Source organism: Nonomuraea solani, from assembly GCF_900108335.1.
GTDB classification, from domain to species: domain Bacteria; phylum Actinomycetota; class Actinomycetes; order Streptosporangiales; family Streptosporangiaceae; genus Nonomuraea; species Nonomuraea solani.
The window spans coordinates 114,061-133,495 of sequence record NZ_FNVT01000024.1 but is presented as its reverse complement, the minus strand read 5'-3'; the positions used below and the strand labels follow the sequence as shown (position 1 = coordinate 133,495).

Here is a 19,435-nt window from a genome sequence, read left to right as displayed (position 1 = left end):
ATGACCCACGATTTCGAGCACAACGGGCTGACCCTGCGTGCCACCCTGCACGTCCCCGCGGGCGGGACCCGGCGGGCCACGGTGGTGTTCGTGCACGGGTTCGCCAACAACCGTATGGAGAACCGCTCGTTCGTGCTGATGTCGCGACGGCTGGAGCGCGAGGGCATCGCGTCCGTCCGGTTCGACCTGTCCGGGCACGGGGAGAGCGACGGCGATTTCTTCGACGTCACCATCACCGGCGAGATGGCCGAGACCCGGTCCGTCGTGCGGGCCGTGCGCGGCTTCGACTTCGCCGACCCGGATCGGATCGGGCTGGTCGGGATGAGCATGGGCGGCGTTGTCGCCGGCATCGTGGCCGCCGAGGAGCCCGGCGTCCGTGCCGTGTGCCTGTGGTCTCCGGCCGCCGTCGCGCCCTTCGAGGTGGGCGCCGGCCGCCTCAAGGGCCGTGACATCGGCGCGGAGATCGAGGAGAAGGGCTATTTCGACGCCGACAGCCACCGGATGAGCCCGGCGCTGGTCGACGACATCGCTGGGCTCGACGTCTATGGCCGGTCCCGTCCGTTCACGGGGCCGGTGCTCATCGTCCACGGCGACCGGGACGACATCGCTCCTGTCTCGTACGCTCGCCGCTATCTCGACCACTACGACGGCAACGCGGAACTGGACGTCGTCGAAGGCGCCGACCACGGCTGGTCCACCGTGCCGCACCGCGACCACCTGCACGACGCCACGGCGCGGTTCTTCCGCCGGCACCTCGGATAGGGGGTTCAGGCGCGCATGTTCGCGCCGCCGTCGATGGCCCACACCTGGCCGTTGATCCATTCGGCGTCGTCGGACAGCAGGAACGCCACGACCGCGGCCAGGTCGCCCGGGCGGCCCAGCCGGGTGGTGGGGACGTGCTCCAGGAACATCTTCTGGAGCCGTACGTCGTTCTGCGCCAGTTGTGTCTCGCCCATGACCAGGCCGGGCATCACCCCGTTGCAGCGCACGCCCTTGGGGCCGAAGCTGCCGGCGATGTGCCGGGTGAGGGCGTTGACCGCCGACTTCGAGGCTCCGTAGGCGGGGCGCTTGCGGTCGCTGGCGCTGATCGCGGCGCCGGAGGAGCAGTTGACGATGCCACCGCCGCCGTTGTTCACCAGGTGCGGCAGGACGGCGCGGGCCGTGCGTACGTAACCCATGACGTTGACGTCCAGGGTCCGCTCCCACACGTCCAGGTCGGTGTCGAGCAGGGACCTGTCGCGCCCGAGGGTGTTCGGCGACAGGTCCGCGCCGACGTTGAACAGGCCGTGCACGGCGCCGAACTCCTCGACGGTCCTGGCGACCATCGCGTTGACGGAGTCTTCGTCGGCGAGGTCGAAGTGCAGCGCGATCGCCGTGCCGCCGGCTTCGGTGATCTTCGAGGTGGTGGCCTGCGCGCCGGGCAGGTTGATGTCGCCGACGACGACGTGGGCGCCCTCCTCGGCGAGCCTGATCGCGGTGCCCGCGCCGATGCCGGTCGCCCCGCCGGCCACGATGATCGCCTTGTCCGTCAAGCCACGCATGGTCCACTCCGATCTGAAACGTACGGCTGTGTACGTTTTTATAAACGTACAGTCATGTACGGTTCGTCGGCAAGTTAGGGTTGGACCATGCGTGAAAGTGGTCGTCAGTGACCCGGAAAGACGCCGCCCGCAACCGGGACCGGCTGCTCATCGCGGCCCGGCAGATGTTCGCCGAGCACGGCCACGACGTCGCGCTGGAGGAGATCGCCCAGGCCGCCGGGGTGAGCCGCACGACGATCTACCGCAACTTCGCCACCCGCGAGGAGCTCGCGGCCACGGTCTTCGCCGACAACGTCGCCCAGATCGAGCAGCACGCCGCCGGGCTGCGGGAGCAACCCGACGGCGCGGTCAAGCTGTTCGACTTCGTCCTGGACATGCAGCTCGACAACCGCGGGCTCGCCCAGGTCCTGTCCAGCGCCGACCTGGAGTGGTTCATCGAGCATGCCCGCCGCATCGCGGCCAGCTTCGAGCCGCTGCTCGATCGCGGCCGGGCGGCCGGCATCGTCCAGCCCGTCGTCGACGTCGACGACCTGATGCTGGCCATCTCCATGGGTGAGGGCGCCGTCGCCTACGACCCCGCCCAGCGCGACAACCGTCACAAACGGGTGCGGGAGATGCTCCATCGTGCCCTTTTCACCCGCTGACCTCTCATCCGCCGGCAGCCGCGTGTCCGGCGATCTCGCGCGCGATCCGCTCGGGGACGGCGGCCGTCGCCATGTGCGCGACCTCGTCGAGGATGAGCAGGCGCGCGCCCGGGATGCCGGCCGCGTAGCGCTCCTGGTCGCCGGGCGGGGTGGCGATGTCGGCCGAGCCGCCGATCACCAGGGTCGGCGCGGCCACGTCGGCGAGGTCGCCCCGGACGTCCGCCGCGGCCAGCATCTCGCAGGCGCGGGCGTACTGCTCGGTGTCGTTGGCCACGAGCATGTCGCCGTAGCGGGTGACGACGTCCGGGTTCGCGGCCGCGAACGACGGGGTGAACCAGCGCCCCAGCACGGTGTCGCGCATCGTCGCGAGCCCGTCGCCGCGCACGGTTTCGGCGCGTTCGAGCCAGGAGGCCCGGGGGAGAACCGGCGCGGAGCAGATGATCGTCAGACTCTGTACGCGGTGCCGGTGCCGGGCCGCCGCCCGTGCCGCGACCATGCCGCCGAGGGAGACCCCGGCCAGATGCGCCCGGCCGAGCCCGAGCCCGTCGAGCACGCCGACGAGATCATCGACCAGGTCGTCGAGCCAGAAGGGCCCGTCGGGAGCGTCCCCGGCGCCGTACCCGCGCTGTTCGAAGCGCACGACGTCGAACCGGCCGCGCAGCACCGGCACGAGCCCGTCCCACATCGCCGAGGTCGTGCCGAGCGAGTTGACCAGCACGAGCGGGCCGGCCGAGTCCTGGGCGGCGCACGGTTCCAGGCGCGCGCCGCGGGTCGTCACGTCAGTCAACGCGGATCACCTCGACGGCGCCCACTTCGAGCTCGATCACGATCGCGTCCGGCTCGTCCCGGACCTCGTACGAGGCCCCGGACGGCGACGTGACCACGGGCCGGTCGCCCGCCACCCGGCGCGGGACGCGCAGACGGCCGCGGATCGGGACCGGGTCGATGAGCCGCTCCGGCCGGCCGCCCGAATGGTTGATGAGGTGGACGACGAGGCTGCCGCCGGACCGTCCGACCACGATCTCGACGCTCGTCGCGAACTCGGCGGACAGGATCCGAGCGTCGCCGAGCCGGTCGGCGACCGTGTCGGCGATGAAGCCGGCGACGCTGCTCAGCCCGCTGGCCCGCTGCGTCGTGCCGGCCGTCCACGGTAGCAGCGTGATCTGGGGCAGCCGAACCCGGAGCGGGTAGCGGGTGAAGCGCTCGTTGCCGTACGTCAGCTCGGGCGGGCCGAAGGGGGCCTGCTCGGACAGCAGCCAGCCGTCGTGCTCGCCGCCTTCGACGCCCCAGAAGGTGCCGAGCAGCGGCAGCCGGTCCCCGAACCGCCCGTCAGGACGGGCGCCGAACCGGCCGCCGAGCTGGAGCATCCCTTCGAGCACGCGGGTCACGGGGAGGTCGGGGACGAGTGCGGAAGGGTCGCCGGTGACGACGAGCTCGCCACCGTCATCGGCGAACGCCCGGAGCGCCGCCGCGAGTTCGGGCGTGGTGATCGCGTCGCCGGGCACCGCGATGACCGAGTACCGGCCGAGCGTCCCGGCCAGCTCCGTCGCGTACTCCGCGCCGAGGACGTCGAACGGGATGTGGCGCTGCTGGAGGGACTCGAAGATGCCGCGATACTCGGTGAAGTCCGAGCGATACTGCATGGACGCCATGGCGGTCCCGCCGGGCGGGCGCACGATCGCGACGGGGGCGCACGGCCGCAGGTCCGCGTACAGGTCGCGGTTGTTCCGGTAGATCTCCAGCACGGGCGTCGACCGCTCGAACGCGGAGAAGTGCTCGGTCGTGGGCCTGCCGATCACGACGGCCGAGGGGCGCGCGCCCCGGGCGAGCGCCTGCGCGAAGTAGCGCGCGTACTGCGCGGGCTCCTCACCGATCAGGCGGTAGGGCAGGCCGACGTTCTGGGAGGAGTGCACCATCGCCGGGGTGTCCGGGTGGGCCGTCTTGTGCGCGCTCGCGAGCTCGCCGGGCGTGTGCTCCCACCAGTGCTCGTTCGCCGTGATCGGGCTGTTGGTCTCCAGGAACACCAGGTCCACCGGGGCGTCCGCGAGAAAGAGCGCGATCCCGGGGCGGCGGCTCTTGACGAGCCGGGCGTAGCGTTCGGCCGTTTCCCGGAGGTAACGCCCGTTCAGTTCGGTGAGAACGGCGTGATCGCCGTGCTGAAAGCCCGTCGGATATTCGAGATCGGGATGCGCGTCACGGAACGCGGCCACGCAGCGCTCACAATGGCACGTGCCATAGAAGTCCATGGTGTACGACGCGACCGGAAACTGCATCCAGTTGAAGAACACGCCGTCCACGTCATATCGGTCGACGAAGTCGGCGAGAATCTCGGGCACGCGCTTGTCGTAGTAGTCGCTGCGCGGGCAGATGTTGGTCAGCCCGTCCGCCTCGCACATTCCGCCGTCCGCCGTGAGAAACGCCCACTCGGGGTTCGCCCGCACGAACCGGCTCGGCAGCCGGGAGAAGTCGAACCGCGTCACGAGCCGCATTCCCTGCCGCCGGCAGTCGGCGAGGGCGTCGGCGATCAGGTCGCCCGAGGCGCGTCGCCGCAGCGCGGGGCTCATTTCCTGGGTCTCGCCGGCGACCGGGTAGAAGTAGGAGATGCCGCCGGCGTTGAGCAGCCACACATTGAAGCCGAGCCGCTTGATGAGCTTTGTCGCGGCGCCGGTGTCCAGATCGCCGTCGGGCACACGGATATTCGACTGGAACAGTTGGAACGGTTCCCGCCACCATTCGGTCATTTGATTCCCGTCGTCGCGATACCGGAGATGAAATATCTTTGGAGGCAGAGAAAGACCAGCACGATCGGCGCGATGGTCAGCATCGACCCGGCGAACATCACGCCATAGTTGACCGTGCCGTCGCCCTGGGAGAGGAACGCGAGCGCGACCGGGAGCGTGTAGAGGTCCTTGGACTGCGCGACCACCAGCGGCCAGAGCAGGTTGTTCCAGGTGGACATGAAGGTCAGGATCCCGATCGTGGCGAGGGCCGGCCCGCAGAGCGGCAGCACGACGCGGAAGAAGATCCGGAACTCCCCGGCGCCGTCGATGCGCGCCGCCTCCAGCAGTTCGTCGGGGATGTCGAGGAGGAACTGCCGGAAGAGGAAGACCCCGCCCGCCCCGACCAGGAACGGCACGATCATGCCGCCGTAGTTGTCGGTCAGGCCGAGGCCGTTGACGGTGATGAACAACGGCACGAACATCACCACGCCCGGCACCATGATCGTGATGAGCACCGCCGCGAGCACGAGACGCTTGCCGGGAAACGACAGCTTGGCGAGCGCGTACCCGACCATCGAGCAGAGCAGGATGTTCCCCGCGACGCTGAACACGGCGATCACGACGCTGTTGAAGAAGTAACGGTAGAAGTCCTGGCCGCCGAGCAGGCTCGTGTAGTTGCCGAGCGTCGGGTTCTCCGGGAAGAACGTCGGCAGTAATACCTCGACGCCCGGCTTGACCGAGCCGACGGCGGTCCAGATCAGCGGGAAGAGCGTGGCCAGCGCCGCCACGGCGAGGAAACCGTAGATCGCGGCGGCACGGGCGATCCGCCCGGAGCCGGGCTCGGCGGTGGTCATGTGCGCCTCCGGAAAATGCGGAACTGGATCAGCGCGAGGATCGCGATCGCCACGAAGAGGACGTAGCTCGCCGCCGACGCGACGCCGTACTTGCCGAATCCGAACAGGTCGTAGACGTACAGCGAGGCCGTCGAGGTGGCGTCGAGCGGCCCGCCCTGCGTGAGGACGAACGGCTCCTCGAAGACCTGCACGAAGGCGACGCTGAGGATCACGCCGGCCAGCAGCAGGATCGGCATGAGCATCGGCACGGTGATCGAGATGAACTTCCGCCACGTGCCCGCGCCGTCGACGGTCGCCGCCTCGTAGAGCGGGGCCGGGATGCCCTGCAGCCCGGCGAGAAAGAGCACCATGACCAGGCCGGTCATCCGCCACACGGCGAGCAGGATCACGACGGGCATGGCCCAGAACGAATCCTGCAGGTAGTTGGGGCCGTCGATTCCGGCGACCGACAGGACGGAGTTGACGATGCCCTCGTCGGCGAACAGGGACTTCCACACGACGGCCACCGCGACCGTCGAGGTGACGACCGGGACGTAGAGCGCCGTGCGGAACAGCCCCTTGAACCGTTTGATGCCGTTGTTGAGCGCGACGGCCAGCACGAGGGCACAGGCGATGGTGAGAGGGGTCGCCACCAGGACGAACACGCCGGTGTTCACGAGCGACCTGACGAACCGGGGGTCGGTGAACAGCGTCTCGACGTTGTCGAGCCCGACGAAGTCGACGGCGAAGGGGGAGCGCAGGTCCCGGCTGGTCATGTCGGTGAAGCTCATCGCCATCGACGAGACGATCGGCCCGAGCTGGAACACCAGGAACGCGACCAGGAACGGCGCGACCATGACCAGGCCGGCGACGGTCTGAGGGCGGCGCTTGGCGTCGAACCAGCCCGGCCGGCGCCGGGCGCGCGGTGACGAGGTCATGGAGTCACCCGGTCCCGATCGTCGTGGCCCGCCGCTGGAGCTGCTCGGCGGCCTGCTCCGGGGTGATCTTCCCGCGCGCGAGCTGCTCGCCGTACTCGGACATGGCCTTGCGGATCTCGGTCCAGGTGACGAACGCGGGGGTGGCGCGCGCCGACTGGAGCGCCTCGCGGAAGGTCGCGAGCACCGGGTTGGTGGATAGCGGCTCGTTCCGCCAGGCGGCGGTGCCGGCCGGCAGGACGCCCGCGGCCTCGTAGAACGTGGCCTGGACCTTCGGCTGGGTCAGGTAGCGGATGAACTTCCAGGCGCCGGCCGGGTTCGGGGCCTCCTTGAACACCGACAGTCCCGATCCGCCCAGGTAGGAGTCGTTGTTCTTGGAGCCGGCGGGCAGCTCGGCGATGCCGATGAGGTCCGGGTTCGTCTTGTTGGCCTTCGCGGTCTGGCGAAGGTAGCCGTAGAAGAAGGAGCCGGAGGTGGTCGCGCCGACGTCACCCTTGACGACGTCGGTCTCGGCCTCGCCCGGCTGGGTCGGCGCGTAGCCGGTCGTCGCCACGCCCGAGGTGAAGAGCTTCTGGTACGTCGTGAACGCCGCGATCACCGCGGGGGTGTCGAAGGTGAAGGCCCCGGCGTCCAGGACGGAACCGCCCTCCTGGTAGATCAGCGGGAGCAGGAGCTGCCAGGAGTTCTCCGGCGTGAACGGCGCCGCGTAGCCGACATCGACGCCCTCGGACTTGAGCGCGTCGGCGAAGCCGCGTAGATCGTTCCAGGTCTTGGGCGGCTTGACGTCCGCCGCCTTGGCGAGGTCGGTGCGGTAGAACAGCGCCTGCACGGTGACGTACCACGGCACGGCGTACCGCGTGCCGTTGACGGTGCCGGCCTCCACCGCGCCCGGGAAGAATTGCGCGTCGTCCATGACGCCCTCGGGAACGGACGCGAGCCCCCCGGTCGCCACCAGCGTGGGCAGCGCCGTGCTGGGTTGCACGATGTCGGGGACGTTGCCGGTGGCGACCGCGGTGTCCACCTTGCGGGGGAGCTCCTCGTTCGGCACCGGCGTGATGACGACGTCCGTACCGGGATTCTCGGCCTCGAAGTCGGTGGCGATCCCCTCGAGCGCGGTCCCTTCGTTGGCGAAGGCCCAGACCTGGATCTTGCCGGTGGCCGGTTTCGTGTCGACGGTCGTCGACGCGGAGCGCTGGTCGCCGACGTCGGCCGGGCGACCGCAACCGGCGACGAGGACGATCGAGGCGACCGCCATGGCGAGGGGGATGGGGCGGGGCGTGCGCGGGCCGGACTTCATGCGCGCATACCTTCCTCTCGTTGACCAGTCGCTCAGATGAGCGATGTCGAGGAAAGTATGACATGTAACTTTGTCTGTCAATCTTGTGGCGTGGCGTTTCTCCCCCGAGACTGAGGAGCCGCTGTCGCCGGCCTCGGTGACCTGACACTGCCCAACCGCGTGGTGATGGCCCCGATGACGCGGATCCGGGCCGCCGCCGGCGGTCTGGCGACGCCGTCGATGGCGACGTACTACGCCCAGCGCGCCACGGCCGGGCTGATCGTGACCGAGGGCGTGCAGCCGAGCGTGGTCGGACAGTCCAATCCGGGTACGCCGGGCCTGCACACCGACGAGCAGACCACCGCGTGGCGCACGGTGACCGCCGCCGTGCACGCCAACGGCGGCCGGATCTTCGCCCAGCTCATGCACGGCGGCCGGGTCTCGCACCCCGACACCACCGGCATGCGGCCGGTCGGCCCTTCTGCAGTCCCCGCCGCCGGCACCGTGTTCACCCCGACCGGCCCGCAGCCCGCGCCGATCCCGCGTGCCCTGGACACCGCCGAAGTGCCCGAGCACGCCCAGGCGTACGCTCACGCCGCCCGCCGTGCCATCGACGCCGGTTTCGACGGCGTGGAACTGCACGGTGCCAACGGTTACCTGATGTCGCAGTTCCTGTCGTCCAACGCCAACCTGCGCACGGACCTCTATGGAGGTTCGGTGCGCAATCGCATCCGGTTCGTCGTCGAGGCGGTCTCCGCGACCGTCGAGGTCGTCGGCGCGTCCAGAACCGGCATCCGCCTCTCCCCGGGCGGGACGTTCTGGGGCGTGCGGGAGACCGACGTTCCCGAGCTCTACACCGCGCTGCTGACCGAGCTGGCCCGCTTCGAGCCGGCCTACGTCCATCTCGAAGCCACCACCGAGGAGGAGACGCTGGCCGGCCTGCGCCGCGCATGGCCGGGCGCCCTCATCATGAACCCGGTGCCCGGGCTCGGGCCCAAGCAGACCGGACGGACCGAGGCCGGCCACTGGCGCGGGCTGGGCGCCGACCTGATCAGCTTCGGACGCGCCTTCCTCACCAACCCCGACCTGGTGGAACGACTGCGCAACCGGCTGCCGATCGCCCCCGCCGACGAGGCCACGTACTACCAGGGCGGAGACGCGGGTTACCTGACCTACCCGGCTTATCAGTACATGGCCTGACGCTGCGTAATGTCATGATGGCCGTGACGAGCAGAAGGAGATGACCGTTGCGCAGCAGCGAACTGGCCGCACTCGCCGGTGTCACCATCCGTACCGTACGGCACTATCTCCAGATCGGGCTCCTCGAAGAGCCCGAGCGCTCGTTCAACGGCTACCGCGAATACGACGTACGCCACCTCGTCCGGCTGCTGCGGATCACCCGCCTCGCCGCCCTCGGCGTCCCGCTCGCCGCGCTGCCGGACGTGCTCGACGACCCGCAGGCCGCCGAGGAGCTGCTCGACGAGCTGGACCGGCAGGCGGCCGCCGAGATCGAACGGCTCACCACCCGGCGGGCGGACATCGCCCGGCTCCGCGACCACGGCGCGATGCCGGACCTGCCGCCGGAACTGGCCGCCCTCGGACCCACCATCAACGCCGTCGCCGGCCTCGACCCCGACATGGCGCGCCAGGAGCGCGAGCAGATCGTCCTGATCTCTCACCTGATCGGCGAGAACGACACCTCCGCCCTCGCCGGCGCCATGGCGCGGCACGCCATCTTCACCCCGGCCACCACAGACCTGCTCCGGCGCTTCGGCGAACTCGGCCCGGATACCCCGGAAGAGGCCATCGAACAACTCGCCGACGACATGGTGACGCATTACCAGCCTCTCCTGGAGAACTGGCCCGACATCGAGTTCGGCACCGACCTCTCCTCGATGCTCGCCGCCTACGGCGAGCACAATCTCAACGAGCGGCAGCACCGCGTGAACCAGCTGTTCGCGGAGCGGGTGCTCAAGCGAATGGCGAGCGGCGACGGTCCATCGGGCGGCCGCTGACCCGGCACGCGGGTTGACTTGGACGTGACGTCATGGTTTTTGCTGTGCCCCATGCCAAATCGCAAGAGACCCGCCATCGTGCTGGGCACCGTGGCGCTGACGCTGCTGCTCGGAGCCTGCGCCGCCCAAACCGGCGCTTCCCAGACCGGCACTTCCCAGACCGGCACTTCCCAGATCGGAGCTTTCCAGGCCGGCACTTCCCAGGCCGGTGGACAGGCCGTCCCCGCCTCCAGCGGTCTGGACCGCTTCTACGGGCAGAAGCCGGTGTTCAAGCCGTGCGAGCCGCACCTGCCGCCGGGCGTGCCGGCCGTCAAGGCCGAGTGCGCGCGGCTCAAAGTGCCGCTCGACTACCAGAACCCGAAGGGCAGGCAGGCGGAGATCGCGCTGCTGCGGGTGCCCGCGCGCGGTAAGGACCGGATCGGCTCGCTCGTGCTGAACCCCGGCGGCCCCGGCTTCGCGGGCACCGACCACGCGGCCCTGACCGCCGCCCTGTGGGCGAAGTCGCCGATCACCGAGCGCTTCGACCTGGTCGGGTTCGACCCGCGCGGCGTCGGCGCCTCCAAGCCGGCGCTCGACTGTTACACCGACGCCGAACGCGACCGCGGCGCGAAGCTCTCCTCGATCCCCGCCGGTCTGGACGACTGGACCCGGCAGGAGACCCGGCAGCTTCTCCAGCAGTGCGCCGAGCGCTCGGGCGGCAAGCAGGTGCTCGCGCACGTCGGCACCCGCGACGTCGCGCGCGACATGGACGTGCTGCGCCAGGCCCTGGGCGATGACAAGCTCTCCTACGTCGGCACCAGCTACGGCACCCGGCTGGGGGCCGTGTACGCGGAGATGTTCCCGAAGAAGGTCCGCGCCCTGGTGCTCGACGCGGCGATGGACCCCCTCGCCGGCACCCACGAGCGACGCGTCCAGCAGGCCACCGGCATGCAGGCCTCGTTCGAGCGCATGGCCGCCGCGTGCGCCGCCAAGAAGGACTGCCCGCTCGGCACCGACCCCAAGCGCGCCACCCAGGAGTTCCAGAAGCTCGCCCGGCCGCTGATCGACAAGCCCGCGCGGACGTCCGACGGGCGCGGGCTGACGTTCGAGCAGGCGGTCGAAGGGGTGACGGCCGCGATGTACACCGAGGCGATCTGGCCCACCGCGATCGCGGGAATCGCCGAACTGAAGGCCGGCAAGGGCGACACCCTGCTGAAGCTGCGCGACGGCTACCACGAGCGCACCGCCGACGGTACGTACCCCAACTCGCTCGAAGCCACGTTGGCGATCAACTGCCTGGACGAGGAGCGCCACACGCCCAAGCAGGAGACCGCGCTGAACCGGGCGTGGTTCAAGGCGGCGCCGTTCACCGATCCCGCCCGTCCGATCAAGGAGGCGCGCGACGGCTGCGAGCAGTGGCCCGTCAAGCCGACGCTCGGCTACCCGTACGCCACGAACATCAAGGGCCTGGCCGACACGCTCACGGTCTCCGTCACGCGCGACCCGGTGACGCCGCACGAGGGTGGCGTCAGCCTGGCCAAGACGCTGGGCGGCAGCCTGCTCACCGTGGAGGGCGAGCAGCACGGCGCCCTCCTGACCGCCAACGCCTGCGTCAACGAGGCCGTGGCCGCCTATCTCGTCGACCTCAAGTCCCCAGCCGAAGGGGCCCGGTGCAAACTCTGATCCGAGGAACCTGACATGTACCAGGAATGGCGCAGACAACGGGCCGAGCGGCGCGTCCAGCCGGGGAATGGGCGTCCACTGAAGCGTTTTCGCTGGTGGCAGCCGCTAACACGGGCTTTGTTCCACCTCCCGCTGACCAATCATGATGGCCGGCAGGTGGTCTACGCCGTCGACGTCGGCCATGTGCAGCGGTTCATGTCCGAGAACGGCAAAGGCAAAGCCCACCTCTATCTCGACGGCAGGCATCACGCCGAGTCTCCACTCCCGGCCGCCTTTCCCGTCCAGGGCGGCACCATCGAAGTGGCGGCGACGCCCTTCGGCCTCAAGCGCTGCCACTACGTGACCGCCGAGGGGGCCGAGCGGCAGCTCATCCCGGATCGCCGATCCGGCGAAGGGCGACGCGCCCACCTCGACCGCGAGCACCCCGCGCTGAGCCGCTGGATCGGCTACCTCTCGCTGATCCTGCTCGTCATCCCGCTCCTTCTGCTCATCCCGCAGCTCGTCGAAGTGGCCTTCAAGGTGCCCCCCGTAAAGGAGCGCTTCGGGACGTTCACCTCGCCGATCCGGCTGCCGATATGGCTCAACCTCACGCTCACGCTCGGTGCCGTGGCGGCCGCGTGGGAGCGGGCGTTGCGCCTGCGCTACAACTGGCTGCTGGACTCCATGGCCAAGGGATGACGGCCGTCAGAGCTGCCGGCGAAGCCACTCCAGGCCGGATTCGGCGTGTTCGACGATGGTGAAGTGGCTGTCGCCCTCGAGGAGCCGCAGCTCGGCGTTGGGGCACTGGGCCGCCAGCCATGATCCGTGGGCGGCCGGGATGATCCGGTCGGCGGTGCCGTGCAGGAGAAGGACCGGGGCGTCGATGGCGCCGGGATCACAGCCCCAGGGCAAGGTGTAGGAGACGTCGTCGTCGATCTGGCCGTGTGGACCGGCGGCCAGAGCCGGCTCTGCGACCTTGCCCAGCCATCCCCACGGCCCCTCGAACAGCGCCAGATCGGCGGCGGTGAACTCGCAGTCGTAGGCGAAGCCCGACGCCTCCAGCGCCGTGCGCGCCTGGCGGCCCGCCGCCGCCGTCCCCAGCGCGGCCACACCGGACGGGACCATTCCCGTGAACCAGTCGAGACCATCGGCGCCATAGGGGGCGATGGCGGCCAGGGTCAGCGCGGCCTGGACGCGGTCGCCCAGGGCGGCGGCACACCCCAGGGCGTAAGATCCGCCGCCGGAATATCCGACCACGGCGAACCGATCGAGGCCGAGCGCGTCCGCGACCTTCGCCGCGTCGCCGGCGACCGAGGCCACGGTCCGGCCCGGCGCGGGGGTGGAACCACCGTAGCCCGGCCGATCGAAGGACACCCATCGCAGCCCCAGCCGGTCGGAGGCGGCGAAGAGCGGCTCCGGCGGCGACCCCAGGTTGGGCGTGCCGTGATGCCACATGACGGGCGCCCGCCCGACCTCCCCGGTGTCGTAGACGTGCAGCGTGCGGCCGCCGCCCACCGGGATGTCCAGCTCGATCATCTCGTCACCTTCCGAAGCGTCTTCAGGTGGTAGTACAGCAGGCGCCGCCGACATTTTCGTCTACGTGTGCTGACCGGCCCGGACACGGTCCCGGGTGTCGACGGCGGAGGCCAGGAAGGCGGCCGAGGCGACGAAGGCGAGCACGACGAGCATGGCCGTGCGCAGGCCCCAGTGGTCGCCGAGGAAGCCGAGGCCGGGTGGGCCGACCAGGAAGGCGACGTAGCCGATGGTGGCCACCAGGCTGACGCGGGCGGTCTCGTCCGGCCCGGTCTCTCCCGCGGCGGACAGCGCGACGGGGAAGCCCAGGGAAGCGCCGAGCCCCCAGAACAGCACGGCCGCTCCGGCCAGCACGGCGTTGTCCGAGAAGATCACCAGGAGCAGGCCCAGTGCTCCGGACACGGCGCTGGCGCGTACGACGAGGGTGCGGCCGAACCGGTCGAGGAAGAACGTGCCGCTGAAGCGGCCCAGGGTCATGGCGGCGGCGAAACCGGTGAAGACGAGGGACCCGGACGTGGTGTCCAGGCCGTGCCCGTCCACCATGAGCAGCGGCAGCCAGTCGTTGGCGGCTCCCTCGGCCAGGGCCATCGCCAGGACGACCGCGCCGATCAGGAGCAGCTTGGTGTCCTTCCAGACCTTCGGGCGCGCCTGGGCGGTGCCGGGGCCGGCCTGGTCGGGGGCGAGGGCGCCGGTGCCCGCGGGGACGAAGCGGATGGCGTACAGGAGGATCGCGGCGGAGATCAGGGTGACCACGGCCAGATGCCAGTGGACCGGCAGGCGGGCGGCGGTGGCCGCGATGCCGGCGCCGGCGCCGACCACGGTGCCCAGGCTGAAGCAGCCGTGCAGGGTGGGGAGCGTCGTCCTGCCGGTGATCCGCTCGATGTCGGTGGCGTCGACGTTGACGGCGACGTCACCCGCCCCCACGCCCGCGCCGAACGCGCACAGGCCCGCCATGACCAGGGGTACGGACGCCATGAGCACACCGGCGCTGATCACGGCCAGGCTCGCGACGACCATCGCGGTCCCGACGCCGATGACGGGCCTGGTCCCGTACCGCGAGGTGAGACGGCCGGAGCAGAGGATGCCGATCATGGAGCCGAGCGACAGGCCGAACAGGATCCACCCCATCTGGCCGGTGGAGGCCTCCAGGCGGTCGCGGATGTCGGGGGTGCGGGTCACCCACGAGGACATCGCGATTCCCGGCAGGAAGAAGAACAGGAACAGTGCCTGCCGGCGTCGGCGCGTGGCGAGGTCCATGCGGGGGGTCTCCGTGACGGTCGCGGGAGTAGATCTGGGCATTGACGCTCACCGAGCGGTACAGGCGTACAGATCAGGATAAAAGGTGCCTATCGGTGCCGTCACACGGGGAGCAGGAACAGGCTGATCGGAGTGCTCACCACGGTCACGGCGATGGCCAGGAGAAGGACGCGTACCGGCGTTGAGGCGGGGACGGGCGCCGAGAGCCGGTCGATGCGCGCGTCGAGGTCGCCGCCGGCGCCGATTTCGGTGGCGGCGAGGGTGCCGGGTGGTGAGACGAGGTGGTCGCACGTGCGGAAGCGGCGCAGCGCGGTGGCCAGGATGAGGTGGCCGTCGTCGCGGGCGGCGCGGTCGTCGGCGCGCATCTCGACCAGCAGCGCGACCGCGTCCAGCATGGCTCTGACGTGACGGCTGGCGGGGAGGGCGCGGTGCAGGGCGGCGAACGGCAGGATCACCAGGTCGTGGCGTTCGCGGGCGTGCGCCCGCTCGTGCGCCAGCACTGCGCGCAGCTCGCACCGGGTGAGCAGGCCGAGGCTGCCGGTGCTGACCACGATCGCGGCCCTGCGCCCCGGCACGCAGTACGCGGCCACCGCCGGATGCTCCACCACCAGCGCCCCGGCGAACTCGGGGTGCGGCCGCGCGATCAGGCCCAGCAGCGCCCGCTGCCTGCGCCGCAGGGCCGCCACCGACCTGGCGCTGCGGGCGAAGGCGGCCAAGACCCAGCCGGCCACGGCGATGCCGCAGGCGGTCAGCAGGAGGTGGAAGGGGGTGAGCGCGCCGGGCAGGCCACCGCCGGCCAGGTCGCGGGCGAAGGCGGCCAGGGCGGGGACGATGCCGAGCCGGTAGGGGGCCAGGCCGAGCGCGAGCGCCACGCCGACGACGGACAGCACCAGAGTCAGGCCGATGGCCTGCCAGATCAGCAGCGACGTGCGCGGCGCCCGCCACGGCAGCCGGGAACGCAGCATGCCAGCCATGGCGGACAGCGCCGCCAGCAGCGTGAGGACGTGGTGGGCGGCATAGGTCACGACGGCTCCTGCGACAGCGCCGCGCGCAGGGCCTCGGCTTCCTCCGGGGTGACCGATCGGGCGAAATGGCCCAGTGCGGCGAGCCGGTCGCCGGTCTCGCCGAGCGCCGACAGCATCAGCTCGGCCACGTACGCCTCTCGCCCAGCCGCCGGACGATAACGCCAGGTACGGCCGTCCTCGTCGCGTTCGCGGCGGATGAAATCCTTGCGGACGAGCCGGTTCATCACGGTCATCACCGTGGTGTAGGCGTTGTTGCGGTCGCTGAGCCGGTTGACGACCTCGCGCACGGTCAGCCAGGCGTCGGTGCCCCACAGCACCTCCATGATCGACCGTTCCAGCTCGCCGAGACTGTTCACGCCCCCTCCTCACGTCCCGCGGGCTCCAGAGCGGGTACGGCCAGCACGGCCACGGCCGCCAGCACCGCCGACACCGCCCCCGCCACGTACGGTAACGCCGCCCCGGCGTCGAACAGTAACCCGGCCGCCGCCGGTCCGGCGATCCGCGCCGCCGCGCCCGCCGACTGCCCGGTCCCCATCCGCGCGCCCCGCTGCTCCGGCGGCCCCGCCGCGGCCAGCAGACTGGCGACGGTCGGCGTGAGCAGGCCGTGCCCGGCGGCCAGCAGGCAGACGGCGGCCAGGCACTGCCACCAGGTCGCCGACCCGGCCACCGCGCCCATGCACCCGGCCATCAGCACCGCCCCGGCCGCCGCCACCCGGCCGTCACCCCAGCGCCGGGCCAGCCAGGCCACGAGCCCGGCCTGTACGACGGCCATCGCCAGCCCCGCCGCCGCCAGGGCCAGGCCGATCGCGGTGGCGTCCCAGCCGTACCTGTCGCGGCCGAGAAAGGCCAGGGTCGTCTCCATCCCGACGAACGCGGCCATCGCCAGGAACTGGGTCCCGGCCAGCAACGCCACCGGCCTGCGCCGAACCGCGAACGGCTCCGAAACCCGGCCGGCACCCTGGCGCGGCCGCGTCGGGGTGCCGTGCGGCCCGGCCGGTGGGCGGCGGGCGGGTTCGGGGAGCCAGACGATGGCGGCGCCGAGGTTGATCGCCGCCAGCGCGGCCGCCGCGTACGCGCACGCCGCGAACCCGAACGGCGCCAGCACACCTCCCAGCGCGGGCCCGACCACGAACGCCAGCCCGATGGCCGCCCCCAACTGCGCCATCGCCCCGGTACGCCGCTCGGCGGGCACCGCGTCGGCCAGGTACGCCTGCGCCACCGAGATGCTCCCGCCGCACGCCCCCGCCAGCATCCGGCACACCAGCAGCCCGGCCAGCGACGTCGCCAGACCGGTGAAGGTCATGGAGACCACCGAGCCGGCGAGTGCCAGCAGCACCAGGGGCCGCCGCCCGTACCTGTCGGAAAGCCTGCCCAGCACGGGCGCGGCGACGAGTTGCGCCACCGAGTAGGCGCTCATCAACGCCCCGAACCACAGCCCGGTCGCCCCGAGCGAGGAGGCGTAGAACGGCAGCGCGGGCAGGATCAGCGTGAAGCCGAGCAGGTCCACGAACACCGTGGCCGAGATGACCAGCCGAGCCGGGCGCCGCATCACGTCTCCTTCGCCTGGGAACCCCTACTACAGCCTGTAATGCTACAGCGTGTAGTAGATGCCTCTCTCAGGGGCTCTGATCCCGCAGCGCGAGCGGCACCAGCAGGAAGGCCAGGCCGGCGGTGAGGAACGCCGCCGCGCCCAGACCACCGGCGACCGCCCCGGCCAGGGCGACCACGCCGGGCACCGCCGGCTGCGCGATGCCCCACGACGACCCCTGGACGGCGAACCAGCGGGGCCGCTCGGCCTCGGGCGCCGCGTCGGCGGTCAGAGCCTGCCAGCGGCCGAGCAGAATGCCGTTCGCCGCCGTCCACGCCAGGTAGGCGGCGGCGGTGAGGGGAGCGCTGTCCAGCCACGCCATCGCCAGGGCGAGCAGACCGAGCAGCACCGCGCCGCCCGCGAGCGCCCGCCCGTGCGACAGCCGGTCCATCAGCCGGCGCGTCGCCCACAGCGCCACCGGCGACAGCAGGGCCGCCACGGTGAGCGCGATCCCGGGCAGCCACGCCGGGGGAGGACCCGCACCCACAACAACGCTTTGGCCGCCTTCGGCACAGGCACTCCCCATCTCGGCAAAGCGGACATCCTAGGGTGGCATGAGGGTGAGGATGCACGGTTCTCATGGAGTTCTCAGGTGGAGTTTGTGGCACTTTGAGCTGAGATTTATGACTATGGGGCAATGGAGCGCGTGCCGCAGGAAGCCGGTGCGGCCGAGGCTCGGACAGTTCAGGGAGCCCTGGCCGGGAGAAAGGTTCAGGTCTGGGGCGGCGCGCTCGTCCTCGTGGCGGTGCTGGCGTACTGGCTGGGAAGCACCGGCAGAACCGGCGAAGTGGCCGCGCCCAGACCAAGCCCGACCCCGACGCCCAGCCCGACGCTCATGGTGCCCGACGTCTACAAGAGGGTCGGGCCGTCGGTGGTGGTCATCCAGGCCGGGAAGTCGCTCGGAACCGGGGTGATCGCGGCCGAGGACGGGACGATTCTGACCGCCCACCACGTCATCAAGGGCGCGAAGGACGTCAACCTGACCTTCTCCGACGGCACCAAGGCGAAGGCCGTGGTCGTGGCGTCGAACCCCAAGCGCGACGTCGCGGCCCTCAAACCCGCGAAGCTGCCGGAGATCGTCGTCCCGGCGACGCTCGGCGGCGCCGTGACCGTGGGCGCGCCCGTCGTGGCGATCGGCAATCCGCTGGGGCTGACCTACAGCGTGTCCACCGGTGTCGTGTCGGGCCTGGATCGGAGCGCCACGGACGGCGATCTGAGCGGGCTCATCCAGTTCGACGCCGCCGTCAATCCGGGCAGCTCCGGCGGCCCGCTGCTGGATGCTCGCGGCCTGGTCATCGGGATCGTGGTCTCGATCGCCGACCCGGGAGGCGACGAGGCGTTCGCGGGCATCGCGTTCGCGGTGCCGATCGGCGTGGCCCTGGGCGGGAGCGACGGCGACGGCCCACCGGGCGACGGGCCCCTAATCTGACGAGAAGGAACACCGTATGACCAGTGAGTCGGCTCACCCGCTCGAACAGGTGCTGTTCGAGGTCAAACGTACGATCGTCGGCCAGGACGTCCTGCTGGAGCGGATGGCCGTGGCGCTGATCGCCGACGGTCACCTGCTGGTGGAGGGTGTGCCGGGCCTGGCCAAGACGCTCGCGGTGCGGTCGCTGGCCGCCGCGATCGCCGGGAAGTTCCAGCGCGTCCAGTTCACCCCCGACCTGGTGCCCGCCGACCTCGTGGGCACGCGGGTCTACCACCAGCACTCCGGCGAGTTCAAGACCGAGCTCGGCCCGGTGTTCGCGAACCTGCTGCTCGCCGACGAGATCAACCGCGCCCCCGCCAAGGTGCAGAGCGCCCTGCTGGAGGTGATGCAGGAGCATCAGGTGACGATCGGGCGGGAGACGTTCCGGGTGCCCGAGCCGTTCCTGGTGATGGCGACGGAGAACCCGATCGAGTCGGAGGGCACGTACCCGCTGCCCGAGGCCCAGGTCGACCGTTTCATGATGAAGGTGGTCGTCGACTATCCGACACAGGCCGAGGAACAGGCGATCGTCGGCCGGGCGCTGCGCCCGCCCGAGCCGCCGCAGCCGACGGTGACGGCCGAGAACCTGATGGAGATGCGGGTACGCGCCCAGCAGGTGTACGTCGATCCGGCGATCGTCCACTACGCGGTACGCCTGGTCACCGTCACCCGTTCCCCCGCGACGGCCGGGCTCGGCGAGCTGGAACGGTACGTCACCTACGGGGCGAGCCCCCGGGCGTCCATCGCGCTCGTCACCGGCGCACGGGCACTGGCGTTCCTGCGCGGCCGCGACTACGTCCTGCCGCACGACCTGTCCGAACTCGCCCTCGACGTGCTGCGCCACCGCCTCGTGCTGTCCTACGAGGCCCTCGCGGACGAGGTCGACGCCGACACGATCATCACCAGGGTGCTCGGGGCCGTCCGGGCGCCCGACGTCGTCCTGCAGAATCGCTGAGCCC

Annotated in this window: 20 protein-coding genes; 8 read left to right on the top strand and 12 right to left on the bottom strand. The window is 70.9% G+C overall.

Going from position 1 to position 19,435, the window contains the following annotated elements:
• Window positions 1-762: an alpha/beta hydrolase family protein gene (locus C4V41_RS50705; protein ID WP_103963254.1), complete on the top strand. Its 762-nt coding sequence runs from the start codon at window positions 1-3 to the stop codon at window positions 760-762.
• A gap of 5 nt (window positions 763-767) precedes the next feature.
• Here the strand turns inward: C4V41_RS50705 and C4V41_RS50700 are convergent, their stop codons facing one another.
• Window positions 768-1,541, bottom strand: coding sequence for an SDR family NAD(P)-dependent oxidoreductase (locus C4V41_RS50700; RefSeq protein WP_103963253.1), 774 nt, complete (start codon window positions 1,539-1,541; stop codon window positions 768-770).
• A gap of 107 nt (window positions 1,542-1,648) precedes the next feature.
• On the opposite strand from C4V41_RS50700, the gene C4V41_RS50695 reads away from it, so the two are divergent.
• Entirely contained in the window at window positions 1,649-2,185 is a 537-nt protein-coding gene (locus C4V41_RS50695) for a TetR/AcrR family transcriptional regulator (protein ID WP_103963252.1), read from the top strand.
• Window positions 2,186-2,189: 4 nt separating this feature from the next.
• Here C4V41_RS50695 and C4V41_RS50690 read toward each other — a convergent pair whose 3' ends face one another.
• The 5 genes from C4V41_RS50690 to C4V41_RS50670 are packed head-to-tail and all read right to left on the bottom strand — an operon-like array spanning window position 2,190 to window position 7,970.
• Window positions 2,190-2,963, bottom strand: a complete 774-nt coding sequence (locus C4V41_RS50690) for an alpha/beta fold hydrolase (RefSeq protein WP_235030897.1) — start codon at window positions 2,961-2,963, stop codon at window positions 2,190-2,192.
• 1 nt (window position 2,964) lies between these two features.
• A complete protein-coding gene (locus C4V41_RS50685) occupies window positions 2,965-4,875 on the bottom strand; it encodes an alpha-amylase family protein (protein WP_160150674.1) in 1,911 nt (636 codons plus the stop codon).
• 47 nt (window positions 4,876-4,922) lie between these two features.
• Window positions 4,923-5,759, bottom strand: a complete 837-nt coding sequence (locus C4V41_RS50680) for a carbohydrate ABC transporter permease (RefSeq protein WP_103963250.1) — start codon at window positions 5,757-5,759, stop codon at window positions 4,923-4,925.
• Window positions 5,756-6,676, bottom strand: coding sequence for a carbohydrate ABC transporter permease (locus C4V41_RS50675; protein ID WP_103963249.1), 921 nt, complete (start codon window positions 6,674-6,676; stop codon window positions 5,756-5,758). The genes C4V41_RS50680 and C4V41_RS50675 overlap by 4 nt, the downstream gene beginning before the upstream one ends.
• Before the next feature lie 4 nt (window positions 6,677-6,680).
• Complete coding sequence (locus C4V41_RS50670; RefSeq protein WP_103963248.1) at window positions 6,681-7,970, bottom strand: extracellular solute-binding protein; 1,290 nt, start codon at window positions 7,968-7,970, stop codon at window positions 6,681-6,683.
• A 141-nt stretch (window positions 7,971-8,111) separates the two neighbouring features.
• On the opposite strand from C4V41_RS50670, the gene C4V41_RS50665 reads away from it, so the two are divergent.
• Genes C4V41_RS50665 through C4V41_RS50650 form a run of 4 tightly spaced genes read left to right on the top strand, consistent with a single transcriptional unit; the run spans window position 8,112 to window position 12,304 of the window.
• A complete protein-coding gene (locus C4V41_RS50665; RefSeq protein WP_268808879.1) occupies window positions 8,112-9,149 on the top strand; it encodes an alkene reductase in 1,038 nt (345 codons plus the stop codon).
• A gap of 47 nt (window positions 9,150-9,196) precedes the next feature.
• Complete coding sequence (locus C4V41_RS50660) at window positions 9,197-9,964, top strand: MerR family transcriptional regulator (protein ID WP_103963247.1); 768 nt, start codon at window positions 9,197-9,199, stop codon at window positions 9,962-9,964.
• A 51-nt stretch (window positions 9,965-10,015) separates the two neighbouring features.
• Window positions 10,016-11,626 (top strand): alpha/beta hydrolase, encoded by a 1,611-nt coding sequence (locus tag C4V41_RS50655; protein WP_200824801.1) that lies wholly within the window; start codon window positions 10,016-10,018, stop codon window positions 11,624-11,626.
• A gap of 15 nt (window positions 11,627-11,641) precedes the next feature.
• Window positions 11,642-12,304 (top strand): hypothetical protein, encoded by a 663-nt coding sequence (locus C4V41_RS50650; RefSeq protein WP_103963246.1) that lies wholly within the window; start codon window positions 11,642-11,644, stop codon window positions 12,302-12,304.
• 6 nt (window positions 12,305-12,310) lie between these two features.
• Here the strand turns inward: C4V41_RS50650 and C4V41_RS50645 are convergent, their stop codons facing one another.
• The 6 genes from C4V41_RS50645 to C4V41_RS50620 all read right to left on the bottom strand — a co-directional run bounded on the left by C4V41_RS50645 (window position 12,311) and on the right by C4V41_RS50620 (window position 17,495).
• Window positions 12,311-13,141, bottom strand: a complete 831-nt coding sequence (locus C4V41_RS50645; RefSeq protein WP_103963245.1) for an alpha/beta fold hydrolase — start codon at window positions 13,139-13,141, stop codon at window positions 12,311-12,313.
• A gap of 60 nt (window positions 13,142-13,201) precedes the next feature.
• On the bottom strand, window positions 13,202-14,395 hold the full coding sequence (locus C4V41_RS50640) for an MFS transporter (protein WP_103963244.1): 1,194 nt from the start codon (window positions 14,393-14,395) through the stop codon (window positions 13,202-13,204).
• Between the two features lie 101 nt (window positions 14,396-14,496).
• On the bottom strand, window positions 14,497-15,420 hold the full coding sequence (locus tag C4V41_RS50635) for a M56 family metallopeptidase (RefSeq protein WP_103963243.1): 924 nt from the start codon (window positions 15,418-15,420) through the stop codon (window positions 14,497-14,499).
• Window positions 15,417-15,776, bottom strand: coding sequence for a BlaI/MecI/CopY family transcriptional regulator (locus tag C4V41_RS50630; protein WP_103963242.1), 360 nt, complete (start codon window positions 15,774-15,776; stop codon window positions 15,417-15,419). Before C4V41_RS50630 ends, C4V41_RS50635 begins: the two co-directional genes overlap by 4 nt.
• On the bottom strand, window positions 15,773-16,969 hold the full coding sequence (locus C4V41_RS50625; RefSeq protein ID WP_103963241.1) for an MFS transporter: 1,197 nt from the start codon (window positions 16,967-16,969) through the stop codon (window positions 15,773-15,775). Before C4V41_RS50625 ends, C4V41_RS50630 begins: the two co-directional genes overlap by 4 nt.
• A 67-nt stretch (window positions 16,970-17,036) precedes the next feature.
• Window positions 17,037-17,495, bottom strand: coding sequence for a hypothetical protein (locus tag C4V41_RS50620; protein ID WP_103963240.1), 459 nt, complete (start codon window positions 17,493-17,495; stop codon window positions 17,037-17,039).
• 150 nt (window positions 17,496-17,645) lie between these two features.
• Here C4V41_RS50620 and C4V41_RS50615 point away from each other — a divergent pair, with 150 nt between their 5' ends.
• On the top strand, window positions 17,646-18,437 hold the full coding sequence (locus C4V41_RS50615; protein ID WP_103963239.1) for a S1C family serine protease: 792 nt from the start codon (window positions 17,646-17,648) through the stop codon (window positions 18,435-18,437).
• A 16-nt stretch (window positions 18,438-18,453) separates the two neighbouring features.
• Window positions 18,454-19,431, top strand: coding sequence for an AAA family ATPase (locus C4V41_RS50610; RefSeq protein WP_103963238.1), 978 nt, complete (start codon window positions 18,454-18,456; stop codon window positions 19,429-19,431).
• The last annotated feature ends 4 nt before the right edge of the window (window positions 19,432-19,435 follow it).

Excerpts from the sequence above, each read along its gene's own strand:
- C4V41_RS50670 (WP_103963248.1), bottom strand. The coding sequence starts at position 7,970 with ATGAAGTCCGGCCCGCGCACGCCCCGCCCCATCCCCCTCGCCATGGCG.
- C4V41_RS50640 (WP_103963244.1), bottom strand. The coding sequence starts at position 14,395 with ATGGACCTCGCCACGCGCCGACGCCGGCAGGCACTGTTCCTGTTCTTC.
- C4V41_RS50625 (WP_103963241.1), bottom strand. The coding sequence starts at position 16,969 with ATGCGGCGCCCGGCTCGGCTGGTCATCTCGGCCACGGTGTTCGTGGAC.
- C4V41_RS50705 (WP_103963254.1), top strand. The coding sequence starts at position 1 with ATGACCCACGATTTCGAGCACAACGGGCTGACCCTGCGTGCCACCCTG.
- C4V41_RS50645 (WP_103963245.1), bottom strand. The coding sequence starts at position 13,141 with ATGATCGAGCTGGACATCCCGGTGGGCGGCGGCCGCACGCTGCACGTC.
- C4V41_RS50655 (WP_200824801.1), top strand. The coding sequence starts at position 10,016 with ATGCCAAATCGCAAGAGACCCGCCATCGTGCTGGGCACCGTGGCGCTG.
- C4V41_RS50650 (WP_103963246.1), top strand. The coding sequence starts at position 11,642 with ATGTACCAGGAATGGCGCAGACAACGGGCCGAGCGGCGCGTCCAGCCG.
- C4V41_RS50680 (WP_103963250.1), bottom strand. The coding sequence starts at position 5,759 with ATGACCACCGCCGAGCCCGGCTCCGGGCGGATCGCCCGTGCCGCCGCG.
- C4V41_RS50675 (WP_103963249.1), bottom strand. The coding sequence starts at position 6,676 with ATGACCTCGTCACCGCGCGCCCGGCGCCGGCCGGGCTGGTTCGACGCC.
- C4V41_RS50610 (WP_103963238.1), top strand. The coding sequence starts at position 18,454 with ATGACCAGTGAGTCGGCTCACCCGCTCGAACAGGTGCTGTTCGAGGTC.
- C4V41_RS50700 (WP_103963253.1), bottom strand. The coding sequence starts at position 1,541 with ATGCGTGGCTTGACGGACAAGGCGATCATCGTGGCCGGCGGGGCGACC.
- C4V41_RS50615 (WP_103963239.1), top strand. The coding sequence starts at position 17,646 with ATGGAGCGCGTGCCGCAGGAAGCCGGTGCGGCCGAGGCTCGGACAGTT.